The 21,696-nt window shown below is 50.1% G+C and carries 22 protein-coding genes; 18 read left to right on the top strand and 4 right to left on the bottom strand.

What is annotated here, in order from left to right; genetic code table 11:
* Positions 1-32 precede the first annotated feature (32 nt).
* Complete coding sequence (locus ABV298_RS28925) at positions 33-3,293, top strand: efflux RND transporter permease subunit (RefSeq protein ID WP_353719605.1); 3,261 nt, start codon at positions 33-35, stop codon at positions 3,291-3,293.
* A 22-nt stretch (positions 3,294-3,315) separates the two neighbouring features.
* Positions 3,316-4,446, top strand: a complete 1,131-nt coding sequence (locus ABV298_RS28920) for an efflux RND transporter periplasmic adaptor subunit (protein ID WP_353719604.1) — start codon at positions 3,316-3,318, stop codon at positions 4,444-4,446.
* Positions 4,447-4,450: 4 nt separating this feature from the next.
* Here ABV298_RS28920 and ABV298_RS28915 read toward each other — a convergent pair whose 3' ends face one another.
* The 3 genes from ABV298_RS28915 to ABV298_RS28905 form a co-directional block, all read right to left on the bottom strand.
* Positions 4,451-5,068, bottom strand: a complete 618-nt coding sequence (locus tag ABV298_RS28915) for a DUF6134 family protein (RefSeq protein ID WP_353719603.1) — start codon at positions 5,066-5,068, stop codon at positions 4,451-4,453.
* Positions 5,069-5,258: 190 nt separating this feature from the next.
* Positions 5,259-5,894, bottom strand: coding sequence for a hypothetical protein (locus ABV298_RS28910; protein WP_353719602.1), 636 nt, complete (start codon positions 5,892-5,894; stop codon positions 5,259-5,261).
* A gap of 73 nt (positions 5,895-5,967) precedes the next feature.
* Positions 5,968-7,467 carry a serine hydrolase domain-containing protein gene (locus ABV298_RS28905; protein WP_353719601.1) on the bottom strand — a complete coding sequence of 500 codons (1,500 nt, stop codon included), beginning with the start codon at positions 7,465-7,467 and terminating at the stop codon, positions 5,968-5,970.
* A gap of 341 nt (positions 7,468-7,808) precedes the next feature.
* Between ABV298_RS28905 and ABV298_RS28900 the strand changes: the two genes are divergently transcribed.
* Both ABV298_RS28900 and ABV298_RS28895 read left to right on the top strand, forming a co-directional pair.
* A complete protein-coding gene (locus ABV298_RS28900) occupies positions 7,809-8,972 on the top strand; it encodes an MFS transporter (protein ID WP_353719600.1) in 1,164 nt (387 codons plus the stop codon).
* Between the two features lie 81 nt (positions 8,973-9,053).
* Entirely contained in the window at positions 9,054-10,058 is a 1,005-nt protein-coding gene (locus ABV298_RS28895) for an alpha/beta hydrolase (protein WP_353719599.1), read from the top strand.
* Positions 10,059-10,217: 159 nt separating this feature from the next.
* On the opposite strand, the gene ABV298_RS28890 is transcribed toward ABV298_RS28895, so the two are convergent.
* Positions 10,218-11,138, bottom strand: a complete 921-nt coding sequence (locus ABV298_RS28890) for a sugar phosphate isomerase/epimerase family protein (RefSeq protein WP_353719598.1) — start codon at positions 11,136-11,138, stop codon at positions 10,218-10,220.
* Positions 11,139-11,318: 180 nt separating this feature from the next.
* Here ABV298_RS28890 and ABV298_RS28885 point away from each other — a divergent pair, with 180 nt between their 5' ends.
* The 14 genes from ABV298_RS28885 to ABV298_RS28820 all read left to right on the top strand — a co-directional run bounded on the left by ABV298_RS28885 (position 11,319) and on the right by ABV298_RS28820 (position 21,670).
* Entirely contained in the window at positions 11,319-12,041 is a 723-nt protein-coding gene (locus ABV298_RS28885; protein ID WP_353719597.1) for a hypothetical protein, read from the top strand.
* A gap of 20 nt (positions 12,042-12,061) precedes the next feature.
* Positions 12,062-13,075 carry a hypothetical protein gene (locus ABV298_RS28880; protein ID WP_353719596.1) on the top strand — a complete coding sequence of 338 codons (1,014 nt, stop codon included), beginning with the start codon at positions 12,062-12,064 and terminating at the stop codon, positions 13,073-13,075.
* A 49-nt stretch (positions 13,076-13,124) separates the two neighbouring features.
* Entirely contained in the window at positions 13,125-14,147 is a 1,023-nt protein-coding gene (locus tag ABV298_RS28875; RefSeq protein ID WP_353719595.1) for a hypothetical protein, read from the top strand.
* A gap of 146 nt (positions 14,148-14,293) precedes the next feature.
* Positions 14,294-14,725: a hypothetical protein gene (locus ABV298_RS28870; RefSeq protein ID WP_353719594.1), complete on the top strand. Its 432-nt coding sequence runs from the start codon at positions 14,294-14,296 to the stop codon at positions 14,723-14,725.
* On the top strand, positions 14,707-15,369 hold the full coding sequence (locus ABV298_RS28865; protein ID WP_353719593.1) for a hypothetical protein: 663 nt from the start codon (positions 14,707-14,709) through the stop codon (positions 15,367-15,369). The genes ABV298_RS28870 and ABV298_RS28865 overlap by 19 nt, the downstream gene beginning before the upstream one ends.
* A 41-nt stretch (positions 15,370-15,410) precedes the next feature.
* Positions 15,411-15,611 carry a hypothetical protein gene (locus ABV298_RS28860; RefSeq protein WP_353719592.1) on the top strand — a complete coding sequence of 67 codons (201 nt, stop codon included), beginning with the start codon at positions 15,411-15,413 and terminating at the stop codon, positions 15,609-15,611.
* A 55-nt stretch (positions 15,612-15,666) separates the two neighbouring features.
* Entirely contained in the window at positions 15,667-16,113 is a 447-nt protein-coding gene (locus tag ABV298_RS28855; protein ID WP_353719591.1) for a PIN domain-containing protein, read from the top strand.
* 2 nt (positions 16,114-16,115) lie between these two features.
* The gene (locus ABV298_RS28850; protein WP_353719590.1) at positions 16,116-17,597 is read left to right on the top strand and encodes an N-6 DNA methylase; all 1,482 of its coding nucleotides are present in this window, start codon (positions 16,116-16,118) and stop codon (positions 17,595-17,597) included.
* A gap of 4 nt (positions 17,598-17,601) precedes the next feature.
* Positions 17,602-18,048, top strand: coding sequence for a DinB family protein (locus ABV298_RS28845; protein WP_353719589.1), 447 nt, complete (start codon positions 17,602-17,604; stop codon positions 18,046-18,048).
* A gap of 86 nt (positions 18,049-18,134) precedes the next feature.
* The gene (locus ABV298_RS28840) at positions 18,135-18,722 is read left to right on the top strand and encodes a helix-turn-helix domain-containing protein (protein ID WP_353719588.1); all 588 of its coding nucleotides are present in this window, start codon (positions 18,135-18,137) and stop codon (positions 18,720-18,722) included.
* Between the two features lie 40 nt (positions 18,723-18,762).
* Positions 18,763-19,002, top strand: a complete 240-nt coding sequence (locus ABV298_RS28835) for a hypothetical protein (protein WP_353719587.1) — start codon at positions 18,763-18,765, stop codon at positions 19,000-19,002.
* A gap of 21 nt (positions 19,003-19,023) precedes the next feature.
* Positions 19,024-20,283, top strand: coding sequence for an MFS transporter (locus ABV298_RS28830; protein WP_353719586.1), 1,260 nt, complete (start codon positions 19,024-19,026; stop codon positions 20,281-20,283).
* 311 nt (positions 20,284-20,594) lie between these two features.
* Entirely contained in the window at positions 20,595-21,359 is a 765-nt protein-coding gene (locus ABV298_RS28825; protein ID WP_090152530.1) for a ParA family protein, read from the top strand.
* Between the two features lie 5 nt (positions 21,360-21,364).
* Positions 21,365-21,670: a hypothetical protein gene (locus ABV298_RS28820; RefSeq protein WP_353719585.1), complete on the top strand. Its 306-nt coding sequence runs from the start codon at positions 21,365-21,367 to the stop codon at positions 21,668-21,670.
* Positions 21,671-21,696 lie beyond the last annotated feature (26 nt).

The following is a 21,696-nucleotide window of genomic DNA, read 5'->3' as shown; positions in this document are numbered from 1 at the left end:
AGTAGTACCGTTACAACTTACAATTTCGTAACATGGATTTAATACGTTTTGCATTACGTAAGCCGATAACTATCATGGTGATAGTGGCCGGTTTATTCTTTTTCGGTATCAATGCGGTGCGGAACATCAAAGTCGATATTTTCCCGAAACTCGATTTGCCGGTGATGTACATCGCGCATCCGTTCGGGGGATACACGCCCGACCAGATGGAAACCTTTTTCGCCAAGCAATACATCAATATCCTCCTCTACGTTAACGGGATCAAAAGCATTGAAACGAAGAACATCCAGGGCCTTACCCTGATGAAGGTGAACTTCTACCCCGGCACCAATATGGCCCAGGCCTCCGCGGAACTCAGCGCGTTCACCAACCGCGCACAGGCAATTTTCCCGCCGGGCTCCAACCCGCCGTTCATTATCCGTTTCGACGCTTCCACGCTGCCGGTGGGCCAGCTCGTGTTAAGCTCGGAAAAACGTAGCAATAACGAATTGCTCGACCTTGCCAACGTGTATGTGCGTTCGACATTTACCTCCATTCCCGGTCTCGTTTCTGCCCCTCCGTTTGGAGGTAACATCCGCACGATCGTGGTAAAAGCCGACCCCGAGCTGCTTCGCGCGCACAACCTCACGCCCGATCAACTGGTGGAAGCATTGCGCGTGAACAACCAGACCGCTCCGTCGGGGAATGTGCGCATCGGCGACAAGAACTATATTACCCCCACCAACACGACCGTGCGCACGGTGAAGGAATTCGAAAATATTCCCCTTTTCAAAGGAGGCGTGCAGAATCTCTACCTTCGCGACGTCGCTACCGTGGAAGACGGGGCCGATATTACCACCGGTTACGGGTTGGTCAACGGTAAGCGCTCGGTGTATTTAAGTATTGCCAAAAGTGCCGACGCCTCCACATGGGAAGTGGTCCAGAACCTGAAAAAGGCCATCCCACGCATTCAGAATACACTGCCGGAGGACGTCAGGGTCAGCTACGAGTTCGATCAATCGACCTATGTCATGAACTCCGTCAAGAGCCTGCTCACCGAAGGTGCCATCGGGGCGATCCTGACCGGGCTGATGGTGCTCCTCTTCCTGGGTGACGCCCGCGGTGCATTGATCGTGATCCTGACCATCCCTACGTCCATTATTTCCGGCGTGTTGTTCCTGAACCTTTTCGGGCAAACGATCAACATCATGACCTTGAGCGGGTTGGCCCTGGCAATCGGTATCCTTGTGGATGAAAGCACCGTGACGATCGAGAATATTCACCAGCATTTCGATATGGGCAAACCGAAGGCCCTCGCCATTTGGGACGCCTGTAAGGAAATCGCATTTCCCAAGTTGCTGATCCTCTTTTGTATCCTCGCGGTATTTGCTCCCGCATTCACGATGGGTGGTATTCCGGGTTCATTGTTCCTGCCGCTGGCATTGTCGATCGGTTTCAGCATGATCGTCTCCTACTTTCTGGCACAGACCTTCGTGCCTGTTATGGCCAACTGGATCATGAAAGTGAAGCATCATCAAAAATCCGACGGCTCGCAAATGACCGACGCCGAAGAATTTGCCGCATCGGGCCTCAGTAAAAATCCGGACGCCCAAAAGGAAGCGTTGATCCACCGCGCGGATGCAAATCAGGACGGAAAAATAAGCGCCTTCGAGCGTGTCCGCGCCCGCTTTATGCGCTTTATTAACCGGACAATGCCGTTTCGTAAACCCATTGTGGCCGCCTATCTGATCATTACCACTGCCCTGGCTGCGTTTTTGCTGAGCAATATCGGAAAGGACGTTTTACCCAAAGTAAACGGCAGCCAGTTTCAGGTGCGCCTGCGTGCTCCCGACGGCACCCGTATGGAGCTCACGGAGGAAAAGACGCTGAAAACGATCGATATAATCAAAAAAATCGTGGGGCCGCATAATGTATCGGTAACATCCGCGTACGTCGGCCAGCACCCCGGGTTATTCTCCGTGAGCCCCATTTATCTGTTCATGGCGGGCCCTCAGGAGGCGGTTTTACAGGTAGGCCTGCACGAAGGGTTTCATACCAATCTGGACGAATTGAAAGAAAAGATCCGTAAAGAATTGAAACAGGCAATGCCCGACGTGACAACCTCTTTTGAACCCATCGAACTCACCGATAAAATCCTTAGCCAGGGTTCACCCACTCCTATTGAAGTGCGGATGTCGGGGCGGGACAAAAAACTGAATGAGCAATATGCACGGAAAGTTATTGCCAAATTGAAAGAGATCAGCTATCTGCGTGATATCCAGCTGGGGCAATCCACCAAATATCCGGCGATCAGGATCGAAGTGGACCGCATACGGGCGGCGCAGCTGGGTGTGGACATGAACGACGTATCCAGATCGCTGATCGCGTCGACGTCCTCGTCGCGTTACACCGACAAGAATATCTGGGTCGACGAAAAAGGTGGTTTCAGCTACGCGGTACAGGTCCAGATTCCTGAAAGTAAAATGAATAGTATTCAGGAAATCAACGAGATACCATTGCTCAAAAATGCCAACCGTCCTGTGCTTGGCGATATCGCGACCATCACACCCGATACTACTTACGGCGAAAACGACAACCTCGGCGCGATGCCAGTCCTTTCTGTGACCGCCAATTTGAATAACAAGGATCTGGGTGTAGCGCAGGCCGACGTAAGAAATGCACTGGCCTCCCTGGGCGAGCTGCCCCGTGGGTTGACAGTCGAGCTGGTTGGTTTGAGCCAAACACTCACCGACACCCTCGACAGTCTCCAGAATGGTCTTATTGTGGCTATCGTGGTGATATTTCTGATGCTGGCGGCGAACTTCCAGTCGTTCAAAGTGTCGGCAATCGTCCTCGCAACGGTGCCTGCCGTTATCCTCGGCTCGCTGGCGTTGCTGATGATGACCGGCTCGACGCTGAACCTTCAAAGCTACATGGGCATTATCATGTCCGTAGGGGTATCGATTTCGAATGCGGTACTTTTGATTACCAATGCCGAACAGCTACGCAAACACAGCGGCGACGCCATCGAAGCGGCCAAAGAATCGGCCGGCCTGCGGCTCCGCCCTATTGTTATGACGGCCGTTGCCATGGTGGTGGGTATGATCCCGATGGCCAGCGGGCTCGGCGAAGCCGGTGACCAGTCGTCGCCACTGGGCCGCGCGGTAATCGGCGGGCTGATCGCCTCCACGTTCGCCGCGTTGTTCATCCTGCCGCTGGTATTCGCGTGGGGACAAGGCAATGCGTCTACGCAAAGCGTTTCCCTCGATCCCGAGGATGAAGAAAGCAAGTATTATGTTCCTATGACCCGTTAATTAACATTGAACCTATCCGACTATGAGACATATTCATCAAATCGCCATGACCGTCCTCGTTGCAGGCGCAGCGGCGGTCCTGCAAAGCTGCGGTTCGTCACAGGCCGAAGAAGAAGAGAATAAAAAAGCAACGGCGGAAACAAGTGCCGCGGTGATCGACGCATTCCCGCTCAGGAAGGAACAGCTCGCATCGAACATCCAGATTCCCGGAGAGCTGATCGCATTCCAGCAGGTCGATATTTACGCCAAAGTGAGCAGCTTCGTCAAAAAACTCCACGTGGATGTGGGTAGCGAAGTGCGCGAAGGACAACTGTTGGCAACGATGGAAGCGCCCGAACTTACTTCTCAGCTCTTGACGAGCGAGTCGCGGTTGAAATCATTCGAAGCGATTTACCAGGCCAGCAAAGCTAATTACGAACGTCTGCTCGAAACCAGCAAAACGCCCGGCACCGTTTCGCAAAACGACCTGGATGTGGCGCTGGCAAAGCAGCGCTCCGATCTCGCCCAGCTCGAAGCGGCTCGCTCGGCAGCACGCGAAATCACCGATACCCGCAATTACCTCGAAATACGGGCACCGTTCAGCGGCATTATTTCGGCGCGTAATGTGAGCACGGGCGCATACGTGGGCCCATCGGGAAAAGGTTCGGAATTCCCGCTTTTTACATTGGTCGAACAGCGTAAACTGCGTCTGGTGGTAAGTGTACCGGAGCAATATACCAGCTATCTTAAAAACCAGAGCCAGGTTACATTTAAAGTAAAGTCACTTCCCAACCAGCGTTTCCCGGCGAAAGTTACGCGCCTGGCCGGCGCGCTTGACGCCCGCCTGCGCTCTCAACGCACAGAAATGGACGTGATTAACACCGATAGAAAACTTTTACCCGGTATGATCGCCGAAGTTTCGATCCCGTTGTCCGGTGGTACCGGCACATTTACGGTTCCAAGGTCGGCGGTGCTCCAATCCACACAGGGTACGTACGTGATCAAGGTGGTGGATAACAAGGCCGTCTGGGTGCCGGTTACCACGGGAAGCAGCAGTACCGAAAAGACCGAAATTTTCGGCGATGTGAAGGAAGGCGACGTTCTGGTGAAAGTCGCCAATGAGGAGATCCGAAATAATTCGGATTTAAAAAATGTGAAGCAGGCGGAAATCTAGGCCGTCAGCGGAGGGCTGTTTTGCCCTCGTTCAATACTATTCTCAGTTTAAAACCTGCAAGATCGGTCTTTACCTCACGGCAAAGGCCGTTTTTGTAGGAATACACCCCTTCCTTGCCGTCGGGCAGCGTTACGCCATATCGGCCGTCGGACAGCTTGCGGATATGGCACATCTTGCCATACCGTTCGGAATAAACCTCCGTGATATTGACAGGCTCCCTGTAATATAAGCTGGTAATGGTGCTGCTGATCGGCTTATTCACGACGACGCTCGGCTTGTCCGCTCCGTCCTCTCCGGAAAACAAAACCTCGTAAAGCGATTTCGAACTGGTTTTGGTCAGCGTTTTTTCTTTGAGATCGCCGTTGACGTGATGCGCACAGGTAGCCGAAACCAGCTTTCCCTGTACATAATTGGTTTGCGTCGAATAGGACCCTTTGTAGAACATGACCTTGAAATCCGATTCGATGCGGTGCGTTTCGTTGTCGTCACCGCTTTTTTCGTCAAATACTTTCAAAGATCCGATGGTACGGCCCGCCACGATGACGTCGTAGACATTCTGGCCCCTGGCAACTGTAAAAACGAGCATTAATAACCCGACCACTCCTAATTCCGATACACGCATTTTCCCGATTGTTTTAAGTTCCCGAATAGTGTGCAATCCCTTTATAACTCCATTATTTTCATTCCTATTGCCTTCGAATGAAGATTATCGGAATGCTAACTTACCCGAATGCGCCGGAAAGTGGCGACCGATCAGGAAAAAAGGGGAAAAATGCCACACAAGTTACTGAACGGCATCTCTCCGCTTGCTGTCAGAACCGACCGAATTTAAGCGTCACATTGTAAGAAATATTGCTCAAATCGCTGTCGGTAAGGCCGTTTCCTTTCGCATTGAAAGCCTTACGGTAAGAAACGCCGGGGCTGAACCGCATCCATTTAAGCAAATTGAACTCCACCTGCACTCCCGGTTCCATGACGAAGAAGAATCTGGCATCGTCATCGTCGTAGCGGTCGTCCCATTCCCAGTCGTCGAAATCCCGCCGATCGTATTGCAGTGTGAAGCCGCTGCCGGTCATCAGGTTGGCCGTAAAATGCACCTTACGCGTCGATGCGATCACATATTCGGTCATCAAACCGAACTGACCGTACAGATAGCTCATTTTCCTCGCCGGGAAATTCTGTTCCAGTTCGGGCACGCGGATGAAATTGGTGGTCGCAGCACCTTCCAGACCAATCATAAACCGCTGATTAATAAACCAGCCGCCGTAAATTTCCGGCATATTGGCAAAGCGCCCGTCGATCTTCGTGAATTTGTTGGAAATGCCCGCATAACCGCCCGACCGCCATATGCCCCGGTTTTGGAAAATAGTTTCGTTCTCCTGTGCAAAAACGCTGGCGCAGCTTGCCAGGACGAACATAAGAGTAAAAGATAGAATCGTCTTTTTCATAGTTGTCTTGTTGTTTCTACCGAGACAACCGGCCTGTTCGATCCCCCTATGCCCTCCGGTACTTTTTTGTAGTCTATCGGACCAATGAAAAGTCGAGCTGCTGAATCAATGCGGGATTTTCGGGCGTGAGGGTGAAAAACACTTTGATACTACCGGATGTGCACTGCAGATCGAACGTGCCTCTGAGCTGGTTTTCCGCAACCATATCGGTCGACCCGGTAATGCTTCCAACCTTCGAAAGCAATGCATCCAGCTCCTTACGGCGGTGCGGGAGTGAACGGTCGGGAAAGAAATTTTCCGCAAAAATACCGCTCTGCTCGGCACCCTGCCAAGTTGGGAGCAGTTTTACCAGCTGTTCTTTCCGCTGCTTTAATATAGCTGAAACCGTTACCGGCAACGGCTTCAACCCGGCCAGAGCGATTACCGTGTCGAGCACCGCGGTGTTGATCGCGGCCATACCCGCATACGTGCGGTTCGCGTGCGCGATGACGCCAATGCCGTATTCGGGTAAAATCTGCCACTGACTTCCAAAGCCCGGCAAGCCGCCGGTATGTCCTATGCCGGTTCTGCCCTCGCAATCCCTGCTCCACCGCAGCCCGTAACCGTAAGCCGAAACCATCGCACAGGCGCGTCCGCCGGGATACCTGTACGAAGCGTTGAGATTATTGAAATTCCACGGCATTTGCATTTCCCGCACATCGCTGCGCAGCACCGGGCCCGTCTCGGCACCCGAAGAAGGTGGCCAGGCCGACAGGTGGAACGCTACATATTTACTGAAATCTTCGATAGAGGTAATCAGCCCACCCATGGCGCCATAAGTGCCGTCGTGCTCCAGTTTCTCCTCTTTCCACATGCCATCCTCATGCCGGTAACCATGCGCAAGCAGCCGTTTGGGTGCCTTTGTGTACTCCCAAATGGTGCTGGTCATCCCCAGCGGCTTGAAAATCGTTTCATAAATGTATTCCTGGTAAGGCTTGCCCGACACATTCGTGATGATCCTGCCCAGCATTGCGAAGCCCAGATTGCTGTATTCATAAGTCACGCCCGGCACATTGGAAAAAGATATGCCTTTGGAAATCAATGCGATCAGCTCCTTGTCGCTGGTAGCCAGCTGGCGGTCACCCCATGGGTTGTCTTCCGGAAAACCGGCCATGTGCGTAAGCAAATGCCGGATCGTGATCGCAGGGGCGTCGCCGGTAGGTAATGGCATATTTTTCAGTTCGGGTATATAAAGGTACGCCGGGTCGTCGAGCTTCAACTTTCCCGCTCGTCTAAGCGCCAGTACGCCCATTGCGGTCACGCTCTTGGACATGGAGGCAATGCGGAAAAGCGATTGCGGGGTCGCCTTCGTGGATGTCGCGATCTCGGTAAAACCTTGTCCGCCAGACAACAGCAGCTTGCCATCCACCACCAGCCCGAATGCCAGGCCCGGAAAATGGTTCTTCTCCGCATAGTCCTTATATAATCGCTCGATGACCGGTAACGTCGCCCGGATTTTTTCCAGCCGGGTATCGGGTTGCGACCGGGCCTGCAATATGACTATGCTGAGGAGTGTAGTAAAAATAATGCGCATCGGCTTGTTCTGGTTGGTTGCGGAATGGGTGAATTTAAAAAACGCAGGGCATTTTGCCTACAATTTTTCCTGCCGTCACGTTCAGATAGGCCGGAAAATCGGTTCCAAGAAGGATATCTTGGTTTAGTACAATACATACTTTTTTTATATCATCAAAAAAGTACAATTCTATTGAATAAAATCATAGCTATATCTGTTAATTTTGCAGCAACAAGTTGGAAGGACTGCCCAGAATGCAATTTCCGATCGATTTTACCGAATTTGAGAAAAATTAAAAAAATTATATAAAAACAACACCGAACCACACACCGGGCACATTAGCCGGCTAAATTTCCGTTACTATGAATTATTCAATTTTCGCCCCTTCCGATTCGAGACGATATTTAAGATGGGCCGTCGCGGCTTTCTTCTTCGTCCAGGGCCTCAGCTTTGCCGCATGGGCAAGCCGGATCCCGGATATCAAAAACATGCTGCACCTTACCGAGGGTGGCCTCGGAACCGTACTTCTTGCGCTTCCGCTCGGCCTGATGGCGAGCCTGCCGATCTCCGGATGGATGGTCACGCATTATGGCAGCAAGAAAATGGTGCTCATCGGCGCTATCCTTTATGCTATTACACTTACATTCATCGGATTCGTGACCCGCACCGAGCAGCTCGTCATCGCATTATTCGCTTTCGGGCTCTGGGGCAATCTCACCAACATTGCCGTTAACACCCAGGCCGTGGCGGTGGAGCAGGTTTACGGCAAGTCCATTATGGCATCGTTTCACGGTTTATGGAGCCTGGCGGGCTTTGTGAGCGCGACAATCGGTTCCTTGTTTATTTCTGTACATATCCCTCCTCATATTCATTTTATCATCATCGCCCTGGTTGCTTTTGCCATTATTTTCACCGCTTACAAGCACACGATGCCCGACACCGAAAAAGAGTCGGGCGAAGCGCAGCCGATGTTTGTCAAACCCGACCGCGATCTGCTGATCCTAGGCCTGATCGGCTTCTGTGCGATGGTTTGCGAAGGGGCGATGTTCGACTGGAGCGGCGTTTACTTCCAGGAGGCCGTACACGTTCCGGCGTCCATGACAACACTGGGCTACGTGGCGTTTATGGGCACGATGACCGGCGGCAGGTTTGCCGGCGACTGGCTTGCCAACCGCCTCGGACGCCGTAAAATGCTACAATTGAGCGGTACATTAATGGGGACCGGCCTGGCGATCTCGGTTGCATTCCCATACCTGGTACCGGCCACGCTCGGTTTTCTGCTGGTTGGATTCGGTGTTTCATCGGTTGTTCCGCTGGTTTATAGCGCAACCGGCCGCTCGAAAACAATGTCGGCAGGTATGGCCCTGGCCGCCGTATCGTCCATCAGCTTCATAGGCTTTCTGATCGGCCCGCCGTTGATCGGCATCGTTGCGCAGTTTGCCAACCTCCGCTGGTCGTTTGCGATCGTAGGTGTGTTGGCAACATTGACGGCCTATTTGTCGACGAAAGCCCGCCTGATCGACTAAGATCTAGTTGGTATATATTTTTCAATACAGGAGAGGATAGCGGGAACGGTATCCTCTTTTCTGTTTTAAAGCTCGAAACCTATGAAAAAACTTAGCCTGGGCGTTGGCCTGTTTTTCCTCTCCTTCACCGCCGCAAACGCGCAAAGCGACACATTGCGGCCATTGGATATGAATCTGGAAGCCTACACCTATCCCTTCGCCGTGGATTACCTCGAATTCGAATCGCAAGGTGAAAAGCTCCGTATGGCGTACATGGACGTACGCCCTGCGCGCGCGAACGGGAAGACGGTCATGCTTCTGCACGGGAAAAATTTCAACGGAGCATACTGGGAAGAAACGGCCAGAGCACTAGCCGACAGAGGCTTCCGGGTCGTGATCCCCGATCAAATCGGCTTCGGGAAATCTACCAAACCGGCCCATTACCAGTATTCGTTCCATGACCTGGCTGCCAATACCAAGAGGGTCCTCGACAAGCTGGGCGTTACCAAAGTGGCGGTCCTGGGACATTCTATGGGCGGTATGGTGGCAACCCGGTTCACGTTGATGTACCCCGAAACCGTAGGGAAACTCATCCTGGAAAACCCGATCGGGCTGGAAGACTACAAGGAGAAAGTTCCGTTTCAACCGGTAGACAAATGGTATATGGGCGAATTAAAAAGCGATTTCAATTCCATCAAAAATTACCAGTTGAACAGCTATTATGACGGCAAATGGAAGGATTCCTACACCAAATGGGTAAATCTGCTGGCGGGCTGGACGCTTGGCAAAGACTATCCGAGAATTGCCTGGAACAGCGCATTGACATACGACATGATCTACACGCAGCCCGTCTGCTACGAATTCGGGCAAATTAAGGCCCCTACGCTACTCATTATCGGCCAACGCGACCGCAGTGCCGTCGGAAAAAACCTGGCGCCGGAAAACGTACGGAAAACGCTCGGAAATTATCCGGAGCTCGGCAAACAAACCAAAGCAAGGATTCCCAATAGCGAGCTGGTGGAGCTGGACGATATCGGGCATTTGCCGCACATTGAAGATTTCGGCAGGTTTATTACGCCGCTGATACGTTTTTTGGAGAGGCAGTAATTTTGATTTACAATTTTAAATTAAACATAATTTATAATTATAAATTATTGAGGTTACCCGGCACACTGTGCATAAACAATAAAGCAATGGCGTGATGAGGATAATCATCACGCCATTGCTTTATTGTACATCCGGCTCCTACGAAACCTGACCGAAGTTCTAGCCCAAAAACTGGTTTATATAATTCCGGCTGGTCAAAATGGCGCTTTTTACATCCGTAATATTACCTTCATAGGCCTTGTCCTCTACTTCGATCACCACGGGGCCGCGATAGCGCACGTCTGTCAATGCCGCGAAAAAGCCACGCCAGTTCACATCGCCCAGGCCAGGCAGTTTAGGCGAGTGGTATTCCAGCGGGTTAGCCAGGATCCCCACATTATTTAATTTACTTTTATAAACTTTTGCGTCTTTCAAATGAATATGATGGAGCCTTGATTTATAATTATAAATTGGCAATAATTCGTCCATCATTTGCCAAATCATATGAGAGGGATCGTAATTCAACCCGAATAACGGATCGGGTATGATCTCGAACATTCTGTCCCAGACAGCCGGGCTGATCGCCAGGTTCTTGCCTCCCGGCCATTCATCGTCCGTGAAGAACATCGGGCAGTTTTCGATGCCGATTTTCACATTGTTTTCCCCGGCCACCTTTACAATGGCGGGCCACACGTCGGCGAAGCGGGCCAGGTTGTCCTTAATGCTTTTCGAGGGATCACGCCCGATAAATGTGGTCACGACGGGGATGTCGAGCTTCGCCGCGGCGCGGATCACCTGCTTGATGTGCTCTATATAGTATTCCGAACGATTCGGGTCAGGGTCCAACGGGTTGGGATAGTAGCCCAGTGCTGAAATGAACACCCCGGCTTCTTTCAGATTGTGCCTAATAGACGAGACCTTCTGTTCGGTGAGGTTGTCGACGTCGATATGGGTCACGCCGGCATACCGGCGGCTGTCGGTATTATCAGCTGGCCAGCACATCATTTCAATACACGAAAACCCATTGTTCCCAGCGAAATGTACGACGTGTTCGAAGCCGAAATCGGCCAGGATTGCACTATTAAAACCTAATTTGAGCATAAGGACTTAGTTTTTTGGCAAACATCCGTAAAAAACGGGCTGCATTCAAGAATTCATCCAAAATTTCGGCGGCTTCATCAACGCAGGGCGCCATTGGTAAACATCGCCCCCTATGAAATCCTCTGAATTTTAGTAATATTGATCCGACAAAAACAATGAACCTTAACACTTTATATCCCTATGGCAGACTCTGAACCGGGTATTGGTAAAAAGATACTCAGCTTTTTTATCAAGGATATCGACGAGGTGGCCTCTACTCCCGTCCGTCCGGCCCCTGGAAGGCCGGCCCCCGGAAGGCCGGACGCCAGACCCGCCGTGGCCGGTGAACCGTCCCAACCAGTTGCTGCACCGGCCACGGTTACGAACGCGGCGGAAACGGGTCAGATCGACAAAAAATTTGTAGAGCACTTTGTCAATCTGCTGGAAAAGGCAAACCTGCCAGGACCCGACTATTTCGAATACAAGCAGGCGCTTCAGAGTATGGAAGGCCTTGGATTGGGTGAGGAAAAGCAGTTTCAGGCGGCCTGGGCGAGTTTCAAGGCGATGGGCGGCGCAAAAGAAACCGCGGTCCTAAGAACTTCTGCCGACCAATACCTGGGCATTTTGGGCAGGGATCGGGACGCATTCCTGAAAGATGTCGAAAAGGCGATCAAGGACCGCGTGGGCGCATTGCAGGACGAGCATCAGAAACTGGAAGAAGCGAATGCGGCATATGCACAGCAAATTCTTGATTTACAGAAGAAAATAGAAGAAAACAAAAACCGGCTGGGACAGATTTCGGGCGAAATATCGGAGCAGACGGCAAAAATCAATACCAATAGAGATAGCTTCGAAACGACCTACCTCAGCTTCGTGGAGCAGATTAAAGCTGATCTCGCGAAAATCAATCAATATCTTCAATAAACCTGACAACTAAATCACAAATGGCAACACCGGATTTCACCCAGATCGGCGGCCCGCAGGAGGATAACTCCAAAAGGTCCTATTGGAGCCGACCGGAAGGCATTACTTCACTCCTTTTCCTGGGAGGTATAGGGGCTGTAGTCCTCTATTTCTGGAATAAAATCGCAGCTTTCCTGATCGAAGTGACGCAGAATACCCTATACCTCGGCTTCCTGATGGCGATACTGGCCGTGGTGATATTTCTGCTGACAAGCAAGGACGTTCGTACCGCGGCATTCTTTCTGTTCAAATCGCTGATGCGCAGCATTACCGGGCTCATTATCAAGCTCGATCCGATCGCCATCATGAAAATTTACATTGACGACCTGAAAGAGAAGCGTGAGAAAATGCAGGGGCAGATCAACACCCTGGCGGGGCAACTGGTAAAGCTGAATAAGAACATCAACGAGAACAACGAGCGCATCAAGCAGAAATTTGCCGAAGCGAACAAAGCCAGCACCATGCTCGACCGCCCGGGTATGAAGGAAACAGCTTCCCTTGCAACCATCGAAGGGGCGGGCTTGCAGGAAATGAACGAAAAACTCCTGCCTTTGCAGCGCAATATGAAAACTGTGCTGGAATTTATGGAAAAAGTAAACAAGAGCGCAGATTACATTATTAAAGAAACCGAAATAAAGGTAAAACTCAAAGAAGCCGAGTATAGAATTGTAAAGGAAAGCTCCAATGCGTTGCGTACGGCTATCAGCATTTTCAAGGGCAACCCTGACAAAAAGTTCTATTTCGACGAATCGATGGAATACATTCAGGACGACATGAGCCAGAAATTGGGAGAGATGAAACGTGCGATGGATTTGTCGCTGGACTTTATCAATGCGGTGGACGTGCAGAATGGTTTGTTATCGGACAAAGGTCAGGCAATGCTGGAAGCCTACAACTCCGGTCAGTTCAAACTGATCCAGCTCGATTCGCCCCAGTCCGCGCCCCGTTCGATAGATACGCCGAAAGATTCGAGCTATAAAGGGCTACTCGATTGATAAATCTTCATTTATTCGCTTCATATTTCCAATTTACAGACCATAACACATGAAAAGACTAACAGTTGCCGGCCGGTTGATCATCACTGCGCTTATTTTGGGGGCCCTATTCGTCGGGTACAAATACTTCGGCGGACAAAAGGCCCTGAACCAGATGGCCGAAGACCAGGCCCAAAGCCCTGAGACAGAAGCCACAACGAGTGGATCTGAAAGCACCGCCTCTGATCCGGGTACTTCTTCCACCAGCGAAGCTGCCAGCGATGGGACGGGCGCGTTCACCTACACGCCGCCTGCACCGGTAGACGGCAAACTCAAAGGTGTGGTAGAACTTGGCGCCAGCGGTTTTAATTCTTTTATCATTACGGTCGATAAGGAAAAACGCTGGAAACTCGAAAAATCGGAATTCGGGAACAGCCTGGTGACAGAGAATATGGCCACGGACGAAGATGTGCGTATCGGTTTGAAAAAGTACATCGGTACAATGCTGGATTACGGCGTGGGCAGTAAGGACATTCACTTCGTTGTGAGCTCCGGTGCCGCCAAAGCCGAAGTTACCACCAAAATTACCCGCGTTCTGAAGTCGCTCGGCTATGTGGTGAACCAGGTAACCCCTGAACAGGAAGGTCAGTTGGCGTTAAAATCCGTTCTTCCGACCGAATACGCCGACAAGGCATTTGTAGTGGACATCGGTTCCGGTAACACGAAAATCTCCTGGATTAGCGGCGGTAAGATCTCGGCCCTGGAGTCCTACGGGGCGAAGTACTTCCAGGACGGCACCGACGATTCGAAAGTGTACCAGGAAGTTAGCGCCAAGGCGAAGCAAGTGCCCGCCAACCTGCGTAATACGTGCTTTATCATCGGCGGTGTGCCTTTCGAGATGGCTAAGGAAGTACGTAAAGGCAAAGAGCGTTATACGACGCTCGCGGCTCCCCTGGCCTATTCCAAGTTGACAAACGCGAAATCCAAAGCCGGGGTTAACATTTATAAAGCCATTACCGACGCAACCGGCTGCCAGCAATTCGTATTCGACTGGGACGCCAATTTTACGATCGGATTTTTACTTGGTCTTTAATTTGTAGGAAGGAAAGGAGGAAAGGGAAGAAGAAAATTTCCTCCTTCCTCCTTTCCTCCCTTTCCTCCTTCAAAAAATGACGCTACAACAATTCTTCACTTCCGTGTCGTCGAACCCCTGGCCTGCGGTAGTTTATTTTTTTGATATTGCCATTTACCGCATGGGTGGTTGGCATGGCAGCGGACGGAAGCCGGGATATTAAGTTTTGGAGCATTATTTATGCAATCCTCGTTTACGCGGTTTGCATTCCGGGTATTTTCGCGGTTACCCTTAACATCTACCTTTTTCTCTTCGAGCGCCAGAGCATCTGGCAAGCCAACATCTTTTTGCAGTTTTTGCCCATTGTTTCGATGGCGCTCACTCTGATGTTGATCAAAAGCAAGATCCCGTTCTCGCTCATTCCCGGTTTTGGGAAAATTTCAGGATTTCTTACCTTAATTGCCGCGCTCATCGGCGTGATGTGGTTTTTCGACCGAATCCACTTAGTAGCATTCACTTACGTTCCGTTTTCCGTTATTTTAATTGGTTTTGTACTCACCTTGCTGGCCATCAGGTTTGCATGGAGCAAATTGTTCTGAACAACGGCACTTATATTCAAATCTCCGTCGGCAACGAGCAGAAGCTTTTTGCCCGACAGCTCGTTGACCATTCGATAAAACACCACCGTGTTTCGAACATTTGGGATAAAAATGCGGACCGCCTCGCGCAGACGCGCATGATGCGCTTCACGGGTACCTTGGGGGAAGTCGTCTTCGCAGACTGCTACCATTTTCCGCGACCGTCCCGCTCCTTTGGCGCCATCGACGGTCAGGATTGGGGCCAGGACTTCCTAATCCGTTCAGAGACCGAAGAATTCGCCGTCGATATCAAATCCATGAAACGCCGCTCGGGCACGCTTGCTGGCGATTACGTGTTGAATATCCCTTCTTCGCAACTTCATAAACCGGGCTCTAAAACTTCGCATTACTTCTGTATTTCATTTCACCAATCCGTGAGCGAGGGAACTATTGCATCCCTGCTCGGTTTCATCGACAAGCAGGCCTTGGAAAACGGTGAACTCGGGACACTTTACCTTTCCGGTGCAAGGCGCACGCGGGCGGACGGCAGCACATTTAAGTTCGACGAACCCACCTATGAAGTGCCGTTTTCACACATCGCACCTCCTGTGATAACCGGTTCACTCCGCAGGATAAAGGGATTCCGGTTATGCGCGTTGAAATGATATATTTTGCGACATATATAAACTATTTCGCTCATCAACTTATGAAAAATCAGAAAAGATCCAGCCAAAGTGCGCCAACTGTTTTTAAAAATCAGCGCAATCAATATCCTGAAACGGAGGAGAGGCACAACGCAGGGTTTGAAGATTTCAAACCTACCTATGAAAATGCCAACATGACCGAAAAAGAAGAATTCAGAAATTCCCTGCCATTTGCGCTCATTGGATGCGCTAAGGGCCATTAAGCCGCCTGACTGACGACGAAATCAAAAGGACAATGATCGCCGAGAAATTGGGTTCGTGAGGATTTTTCTTGATACCAATGGGCTAATCGACCACGCGCTGGAAAGGCAAACAGGTCAACCGCTTGAAATTGCATACATTCTATTCAAAGCACGAAAAGATCAGATTCCGGTTTTCATTTCACCGGGTTCATTGTATACTTTTGTATATGTCATGAACAAAAACGGGATACATGGAAAAGCGCTTTGTGCCAGGCTTGAAGCCTATCTTTCGTTTCTCAATATTTGTATTTCGGATAAAATGGTATTTACCAAAGGTTTGTCTGCCGGTTTTAAGGATTTGGAAGATGCCTTTCAATATGCAGCGGCAGTAATAGAGCGTTGTGATTACTTGATTACTTCCAATGTGTCGGATTTTGAACCTTATGCCAAACATATCCAGGTAATAACGCCGTCTCAATTTGTAATAAAAGCATTCCACAAGAAACCCGGCATCGATTTCTGACAATGGCTTCACAAACACGCATGTACGCGCGGAAAAAATTGCTGGGCCAGATTTATACGCCGCTTCATATCGTTGAGAAAATTCTGGGGCATTGCGGTTTTTACGAGGATGATCTGACGGGCAAGACAATGCTCGATCCAGCCTGCGGCGACGGAAGGTTTCTGGTGCCGATGGCCGAATTTATCATCGGTAACACCCCGGCGGAGCAGCTGGTTGAGAGGCTGCAACAATTACATGGCTGGGATATCGACAAAAATGCCTTGCAGCAATGCCGCGAAAATCTGGATGCGCTGACCGCACCTCTGGGAATCAGCGTAAACTGGAATTTACGCAAATGCGACGCCCTGAAACAATGGCGTTCCCGGGAGAAATTCGACATAATCGTCGGGAACCCGCCTTATATCCGCATTCAGCATTTGCCCGAACCCCAACGAAAATACATCCAGAAACACTACTCGTTTTGCAGAACGGGTTCTACGGACGCGTTCATCGCCTTCTTCCAGTTGGCAACGAAGCTACTGAACCCCAACGGCATATGCGGGCTGATAACTCCCAACTCATACCTCGTGTCGGAATCGGGTGCCCCATTGCGCATGCACTTTTATAAGCACCGGAATTTGAAACATATTACCAATTACCGCGATATTCCTGTGTTTGGAGCCGCTTCCACCTACCCCGCAATCACAGTATTTGGTAGTGAGCCTGGTGACCGCTTTCGGTTTGAGCATTGCCTCAATAATCGCTTCGAATACCTTGGACGTAACATTCCTTACCTCGAATTGAGCCAGGATGTTCCGTGGCAGTTGTCCATGCATGAGCAAACAACGCCGCGGGGGCGCCGGCTGGGCGATATCTGTAAAATCTCGGTAGGACTAACGACATTAGCCGACGGCTGTTATCTCTTCAGTATTATCAGCGAAAAGAATGGCGTGGTTTATGCTAAAAACAAAAACGGTTTTTTTACACACCTTGAAAAACAGTTGCTGAAACCGGTTATCAAAGGCTCCAAACTGAAAAGCGCCGATGATCCGGTCACGGAATACATCCTCTTCCCTTACCGGAAAGATAAGTCTGATAAACAGCGCATTATCCCCGAAGAAACGCTTAAAGCGGAATTTCCTCAAACATATTCCTATTTGCTTAAAGTAAAATCCGAACTGGATCGTCGTGATAACGGGAAACCTAATGCAGTGGCCTGGTATGCATTCGGGCGTGCGCAGGGGCTTGACAATGCGTTTGGCAGGAAGATCATTTTCTCGCCGATTAACCGCAAACCTAATTTCATATTATATGAAAACCCGGATGTGACTGTTTATTCAGGTTATTTTATTAAATATGACGGCGATTACCAGATGCTTCTGGAACAGCTCAACTCGCAACGGATGGCCGACTTCGTAGCCGTAGCGGGGCGGGATTTCCAGGGAGGCTACAAAGGATACAACAAAAAGGTAATCGAAAATTTTATAGTCACCGACCACTCCTGAAACCATGGACATCAGCGCAGCTATCGACCGTTTAATCTGGCTCTGTCAACACATCCCGGAGCGCATAGAAGCCGTTCCCGCCGCCGAACTCGAAAGCAAACCGGCGCCGGAAAAGTGGAGTAAAAAAGAAATTCTAGGCCATTTGATCGACAGCGCGGCTAATAATCATCAGCGGTTTATCAGGATCCAGGCCGAGCACGAGCCTGTAATTTTCTATAACCAGAACGACTGGGTGTGGCTTAGCCGATATAACGATATTCCGGTCGAACAACTGATCGCGACCTGGAAAAATTACAATCTGCTCCTGTCGGCTGTTGCCGGGGCGATCACGCCTGAAAACCTTGCGCGAAAAGGCGTGGGCAGGGATGGCCAGCCACATACGCTGAAATGGTATTTTGACGACTACGTCGACCATATGGAGCATCACTTAAGACAAATAGTAACTTACTAATCCGCCTTTTGGGGAATTTTTCAGTTACAAAACTATAAATAAACGAACGTTCATTTATATTTGCATTACAAATATGACCTATTACATTGAGAATCAGAGACACCAACAAAGAAGCCTTAATCCGCGAGAAAGCCATTGAACTCATCGTCCAACACGGTTTCGACGGACTAAGCATGCACAAACTGGCCAGGGCGGCAGGCGTTTCCGTTGCCACGATTTACATTTATTTTAAAGACCGGGAAGATCTGATCCAACAGCTTTATACCGAAGAATCGCGTAAAATGTCGGATGCCACGTTGGTGAACTTTGACCCGGACGCGCATTTTGACGAAGGCCTGAAAAGACAGTGGATCAACCGAATGAACTATTGCCTGGAAAATCCATACAGCATGGCGTTTATGGAACAGGTGAAGCATTCGCCGCTGGTGGAGCGTTCGACGATAGATACGCGCTTTTTGCAGGCAATGCAACGGTTTGTACACAACGCGATCGAGCGAAAGGAAATCGTCCCGCTGCCGGTTGAAATATATTGGTCGGTTGCCTTTGCCCCGCTTTATCAGCTCGTCAAATTCCATATTTCCGGCAAAAGCATGCCCGATCGCCCTCCGTTTATTTTCGATGAAGAGAAAATCAACCTGACACTCGGATTGGTACTAAAAGCATTAAAACCTTAGCGGTTTGGCTGAAACCGGTCTGCATCCCAATTTGTTTGCCATGAAAAACGATGAAATCACCGACGTGTTCGTGCTGGTTTTCAAAACCAACATCAATAATCTACGACAAGTCAAATCGGTTGCGGCTATGCTGGATAACTGCCCTGATATCCTGAAATGGAATGTCGACCTGGCCGATATCGACAAGGTGTTGCGGATTGAAGCCACACATGCGCAATGCGCGCCCATGATCGAGCTGGTGAGGCGCGCGGGCTACGCATGCGAAGAATTAACAGACTGAAAATTCACAAAATCCAACTTTATGTCAGAAACCAAACCCACATTTACCGGCTATGAAAAATTCATCATAGCCCTTTTAGCCACTCTGCAATTTACGGTTGTGCTCGACTTCATGGTGCTTTCGCCATTGGGCTATATCCTGCTCGACAAACTATCCATTACGACCAGTCAGTTTGGTCTCGTGGTATCCGCGTACGCGTTCAGCGCGGGCGCGTCCGGCCTGCTTACCGCAGGTTTTGCCGACAAGTTCGACCGTAAAAAGCTGCTCCTTTTCTTTTATGTCGGCTTCCTGATCGGAACTTTCCTGTGCGGGATAGCGCCGACTTACCATTTCCTGCTTGCGGCGCGGGTATTTACAGGGATTTTCGGTGGCGTCATCGGCTCGATCAGCTTTGCCATTATCACGGATCTGTTCGCTATCAACGTGCGTGGGCGCGTGATGGGATTTGTACAAATGGCATTTGCGAGCAGTCAGGTACTAGGTATTCCGATCGGCCTTTACCTGGCTAACAAATTCAGCTGGCATGCGCCGTTTTTAATGATTGTCGGGCTGGGCCTGATCGTCGGGGTGCTTATCGTGACGCAAATGAAGCCGATCGATGCGCATTTAAAACTTCCGCAAAAAGGAAATGCGTTCCAGCACCTGGGCAAGACGCTCTCGCGCCCCGATTATCTGCAAGGCTTTGCGGCAACAGCCCTCCTTGCAACAGGCGGCTTCATGCTCATGCCGTTCGGTACCGCCTTCGGGGTGCATAACCTCGGCATTGCCGAAGCGTCGCTTCCTACGCTATATATGGTGACCGGTATTTCGATGCTCGTATTTAGCCCTATGATCGGGAAGCTCAGCGACAAGATCGGCAAGTACAAAGTGTTCCTTTTCGGGTCGACGATCACCTGCGTGATGACCCTCATTTATTGTAACCTGAGTGTAACGCCGCTCTGGATCATCATCGGTTTGAACGTCCTGCTTTTTGTTGGTATCACCGGCCGGATGATCTCCGCTTCGGCATTGATGACGGCCGTCCCCGATCCGCAGGACCGCGGCGCCTATATGGGAATCAATTCCTCGATCCAGCAAATCGCGGGAGGGCTGGCATCGCTACTGGCTGGATTTATCGTGTCGGAAACGAGCTCCGGCTTTATCGAGAACTACCCGCTGCTGGGCGATGTAGTGGTGTTCGCGGTAATCGTGACGGCGTTGTTGATGTATCGCATTCACAAATATGTTGCAGCGAAACTCGCTGCCGTAACGCCTGCGAATGCGCCTAATCCGGCGGTGTAAAAGTTTTTTGTGAACCTTGGCGTCGCCCTTAGCGCAGTCGGATGGTAAATACGATAACCTCGTCGCATTCCCTTTCGACTTCGCTAGGGGTGATGTCTTTTTACAGACATCTCAAAATCAACTCATTGTAAAATATTTATAAAAAAATTCTTTTAATACTTTTTATTCATTTAAAATGATCGATACATTTACAACGACAAAAACTTTTAAGACTTTTTATTTACAAGGATTAGGGATAAAAATATTTTACGTTTATTTACGTATCGGACGCGAAATAAACTATTAACTTTTTATACTTATAATACTTTTAAATGAAAATCATCAGTATTGTCAACAACAAAGGCGGTGTGGGAAAGACCACATCTGCCCAAAGTATTGCTGCCGGTCTCAGCAAATTTGCCAATGCACGTGTGTTGGTTATTGACCTGGATGCGCAAGCCAGCCTTACCAAAAGTTTCGGCATTCACCATGCCGGGCTGAAAAAGGACAGCGGCTCGTTCATCACCGGCGAATACGAATTTGATGAGATCGTCAAGCGTGTTGGAGATATTGATGTTTTGCCCGGATCAGCTGAAATGATCCACCGGGAAGATACGATCAAGTCGGCTCCGGTTTTTCCGTTCAACCTTAAGATCGCGCTGGAAAAAGTGAAGGACCGTTACGACTTCGTGATCATCGACTGCCCTCCTGCCCTGTACGGAAATACGAGGCTGGCATTGGTTTCCTGCCACCAGTATTATGTGCCGTTGCAGGCGGAGTTTCTGAGCTACGAGGGTTTGCGGAACTTCCTGGTATATTCGGCGGAGATCAAAAAGATCAGCCCAAGCACCAACCTCGGCGGCGTGTTCGCGACACGTTACAATCCGAAGATCCGGAAGAAAATCAGTCACGAGCTGATTATGGCGACACGTGAGCAGCTCGGCGAGGTTTTCATGGAGGCGTACATCCGCGACAACATCGCATTGTCGGAAGCACAGGCGAACGGTACGACGATTTTCGATTACGCGCCACAAAGCAACGGAGCAGAAGATTATTATAAGTTAACAAAAGAAATACTCGAACGAATAAATAACTGATACGTATGGCAAAGGAGAGAAAGTTTGATTTTGCACCCCTACCCCTGGTACCGGAAGTACAGGACGAGCCCACAGCAACCAAGGCAGTAGCCGAAGTCGCCGAGGGAGCCCCTACCAAAGTTACTTTCGACTGCGATTATGTGCTGATGGAGAATATGAAGGATTACGGCTATTGGGAAGGCCTCACGCAAAAAGACATTATCATCGAATCCTTAAAGCTGTATTTTCAGGACAAAGAAATCCGACCCCGCCCCGATAAGATACGCAACCGCACGAAAGTGGGCCGCAAACCCAAGTCGGCACTGGTTTAGAAATGAAAGCCTCCGGAATGGAGGCT

This window comes from Dyadobacter sp. 676 (assembly GCF_040448675.1).
Classification (GTDB): Bacteria; Bacteroidota; Bacteroidia; order Cytophagales; family Spirosomataceae; genus Dyadobacter.
The sequence above is the reverse complement of the archived record's forward strand: the minus strand, read 5'-3'. Positions and strand labels throughout refer to the sequence as shown.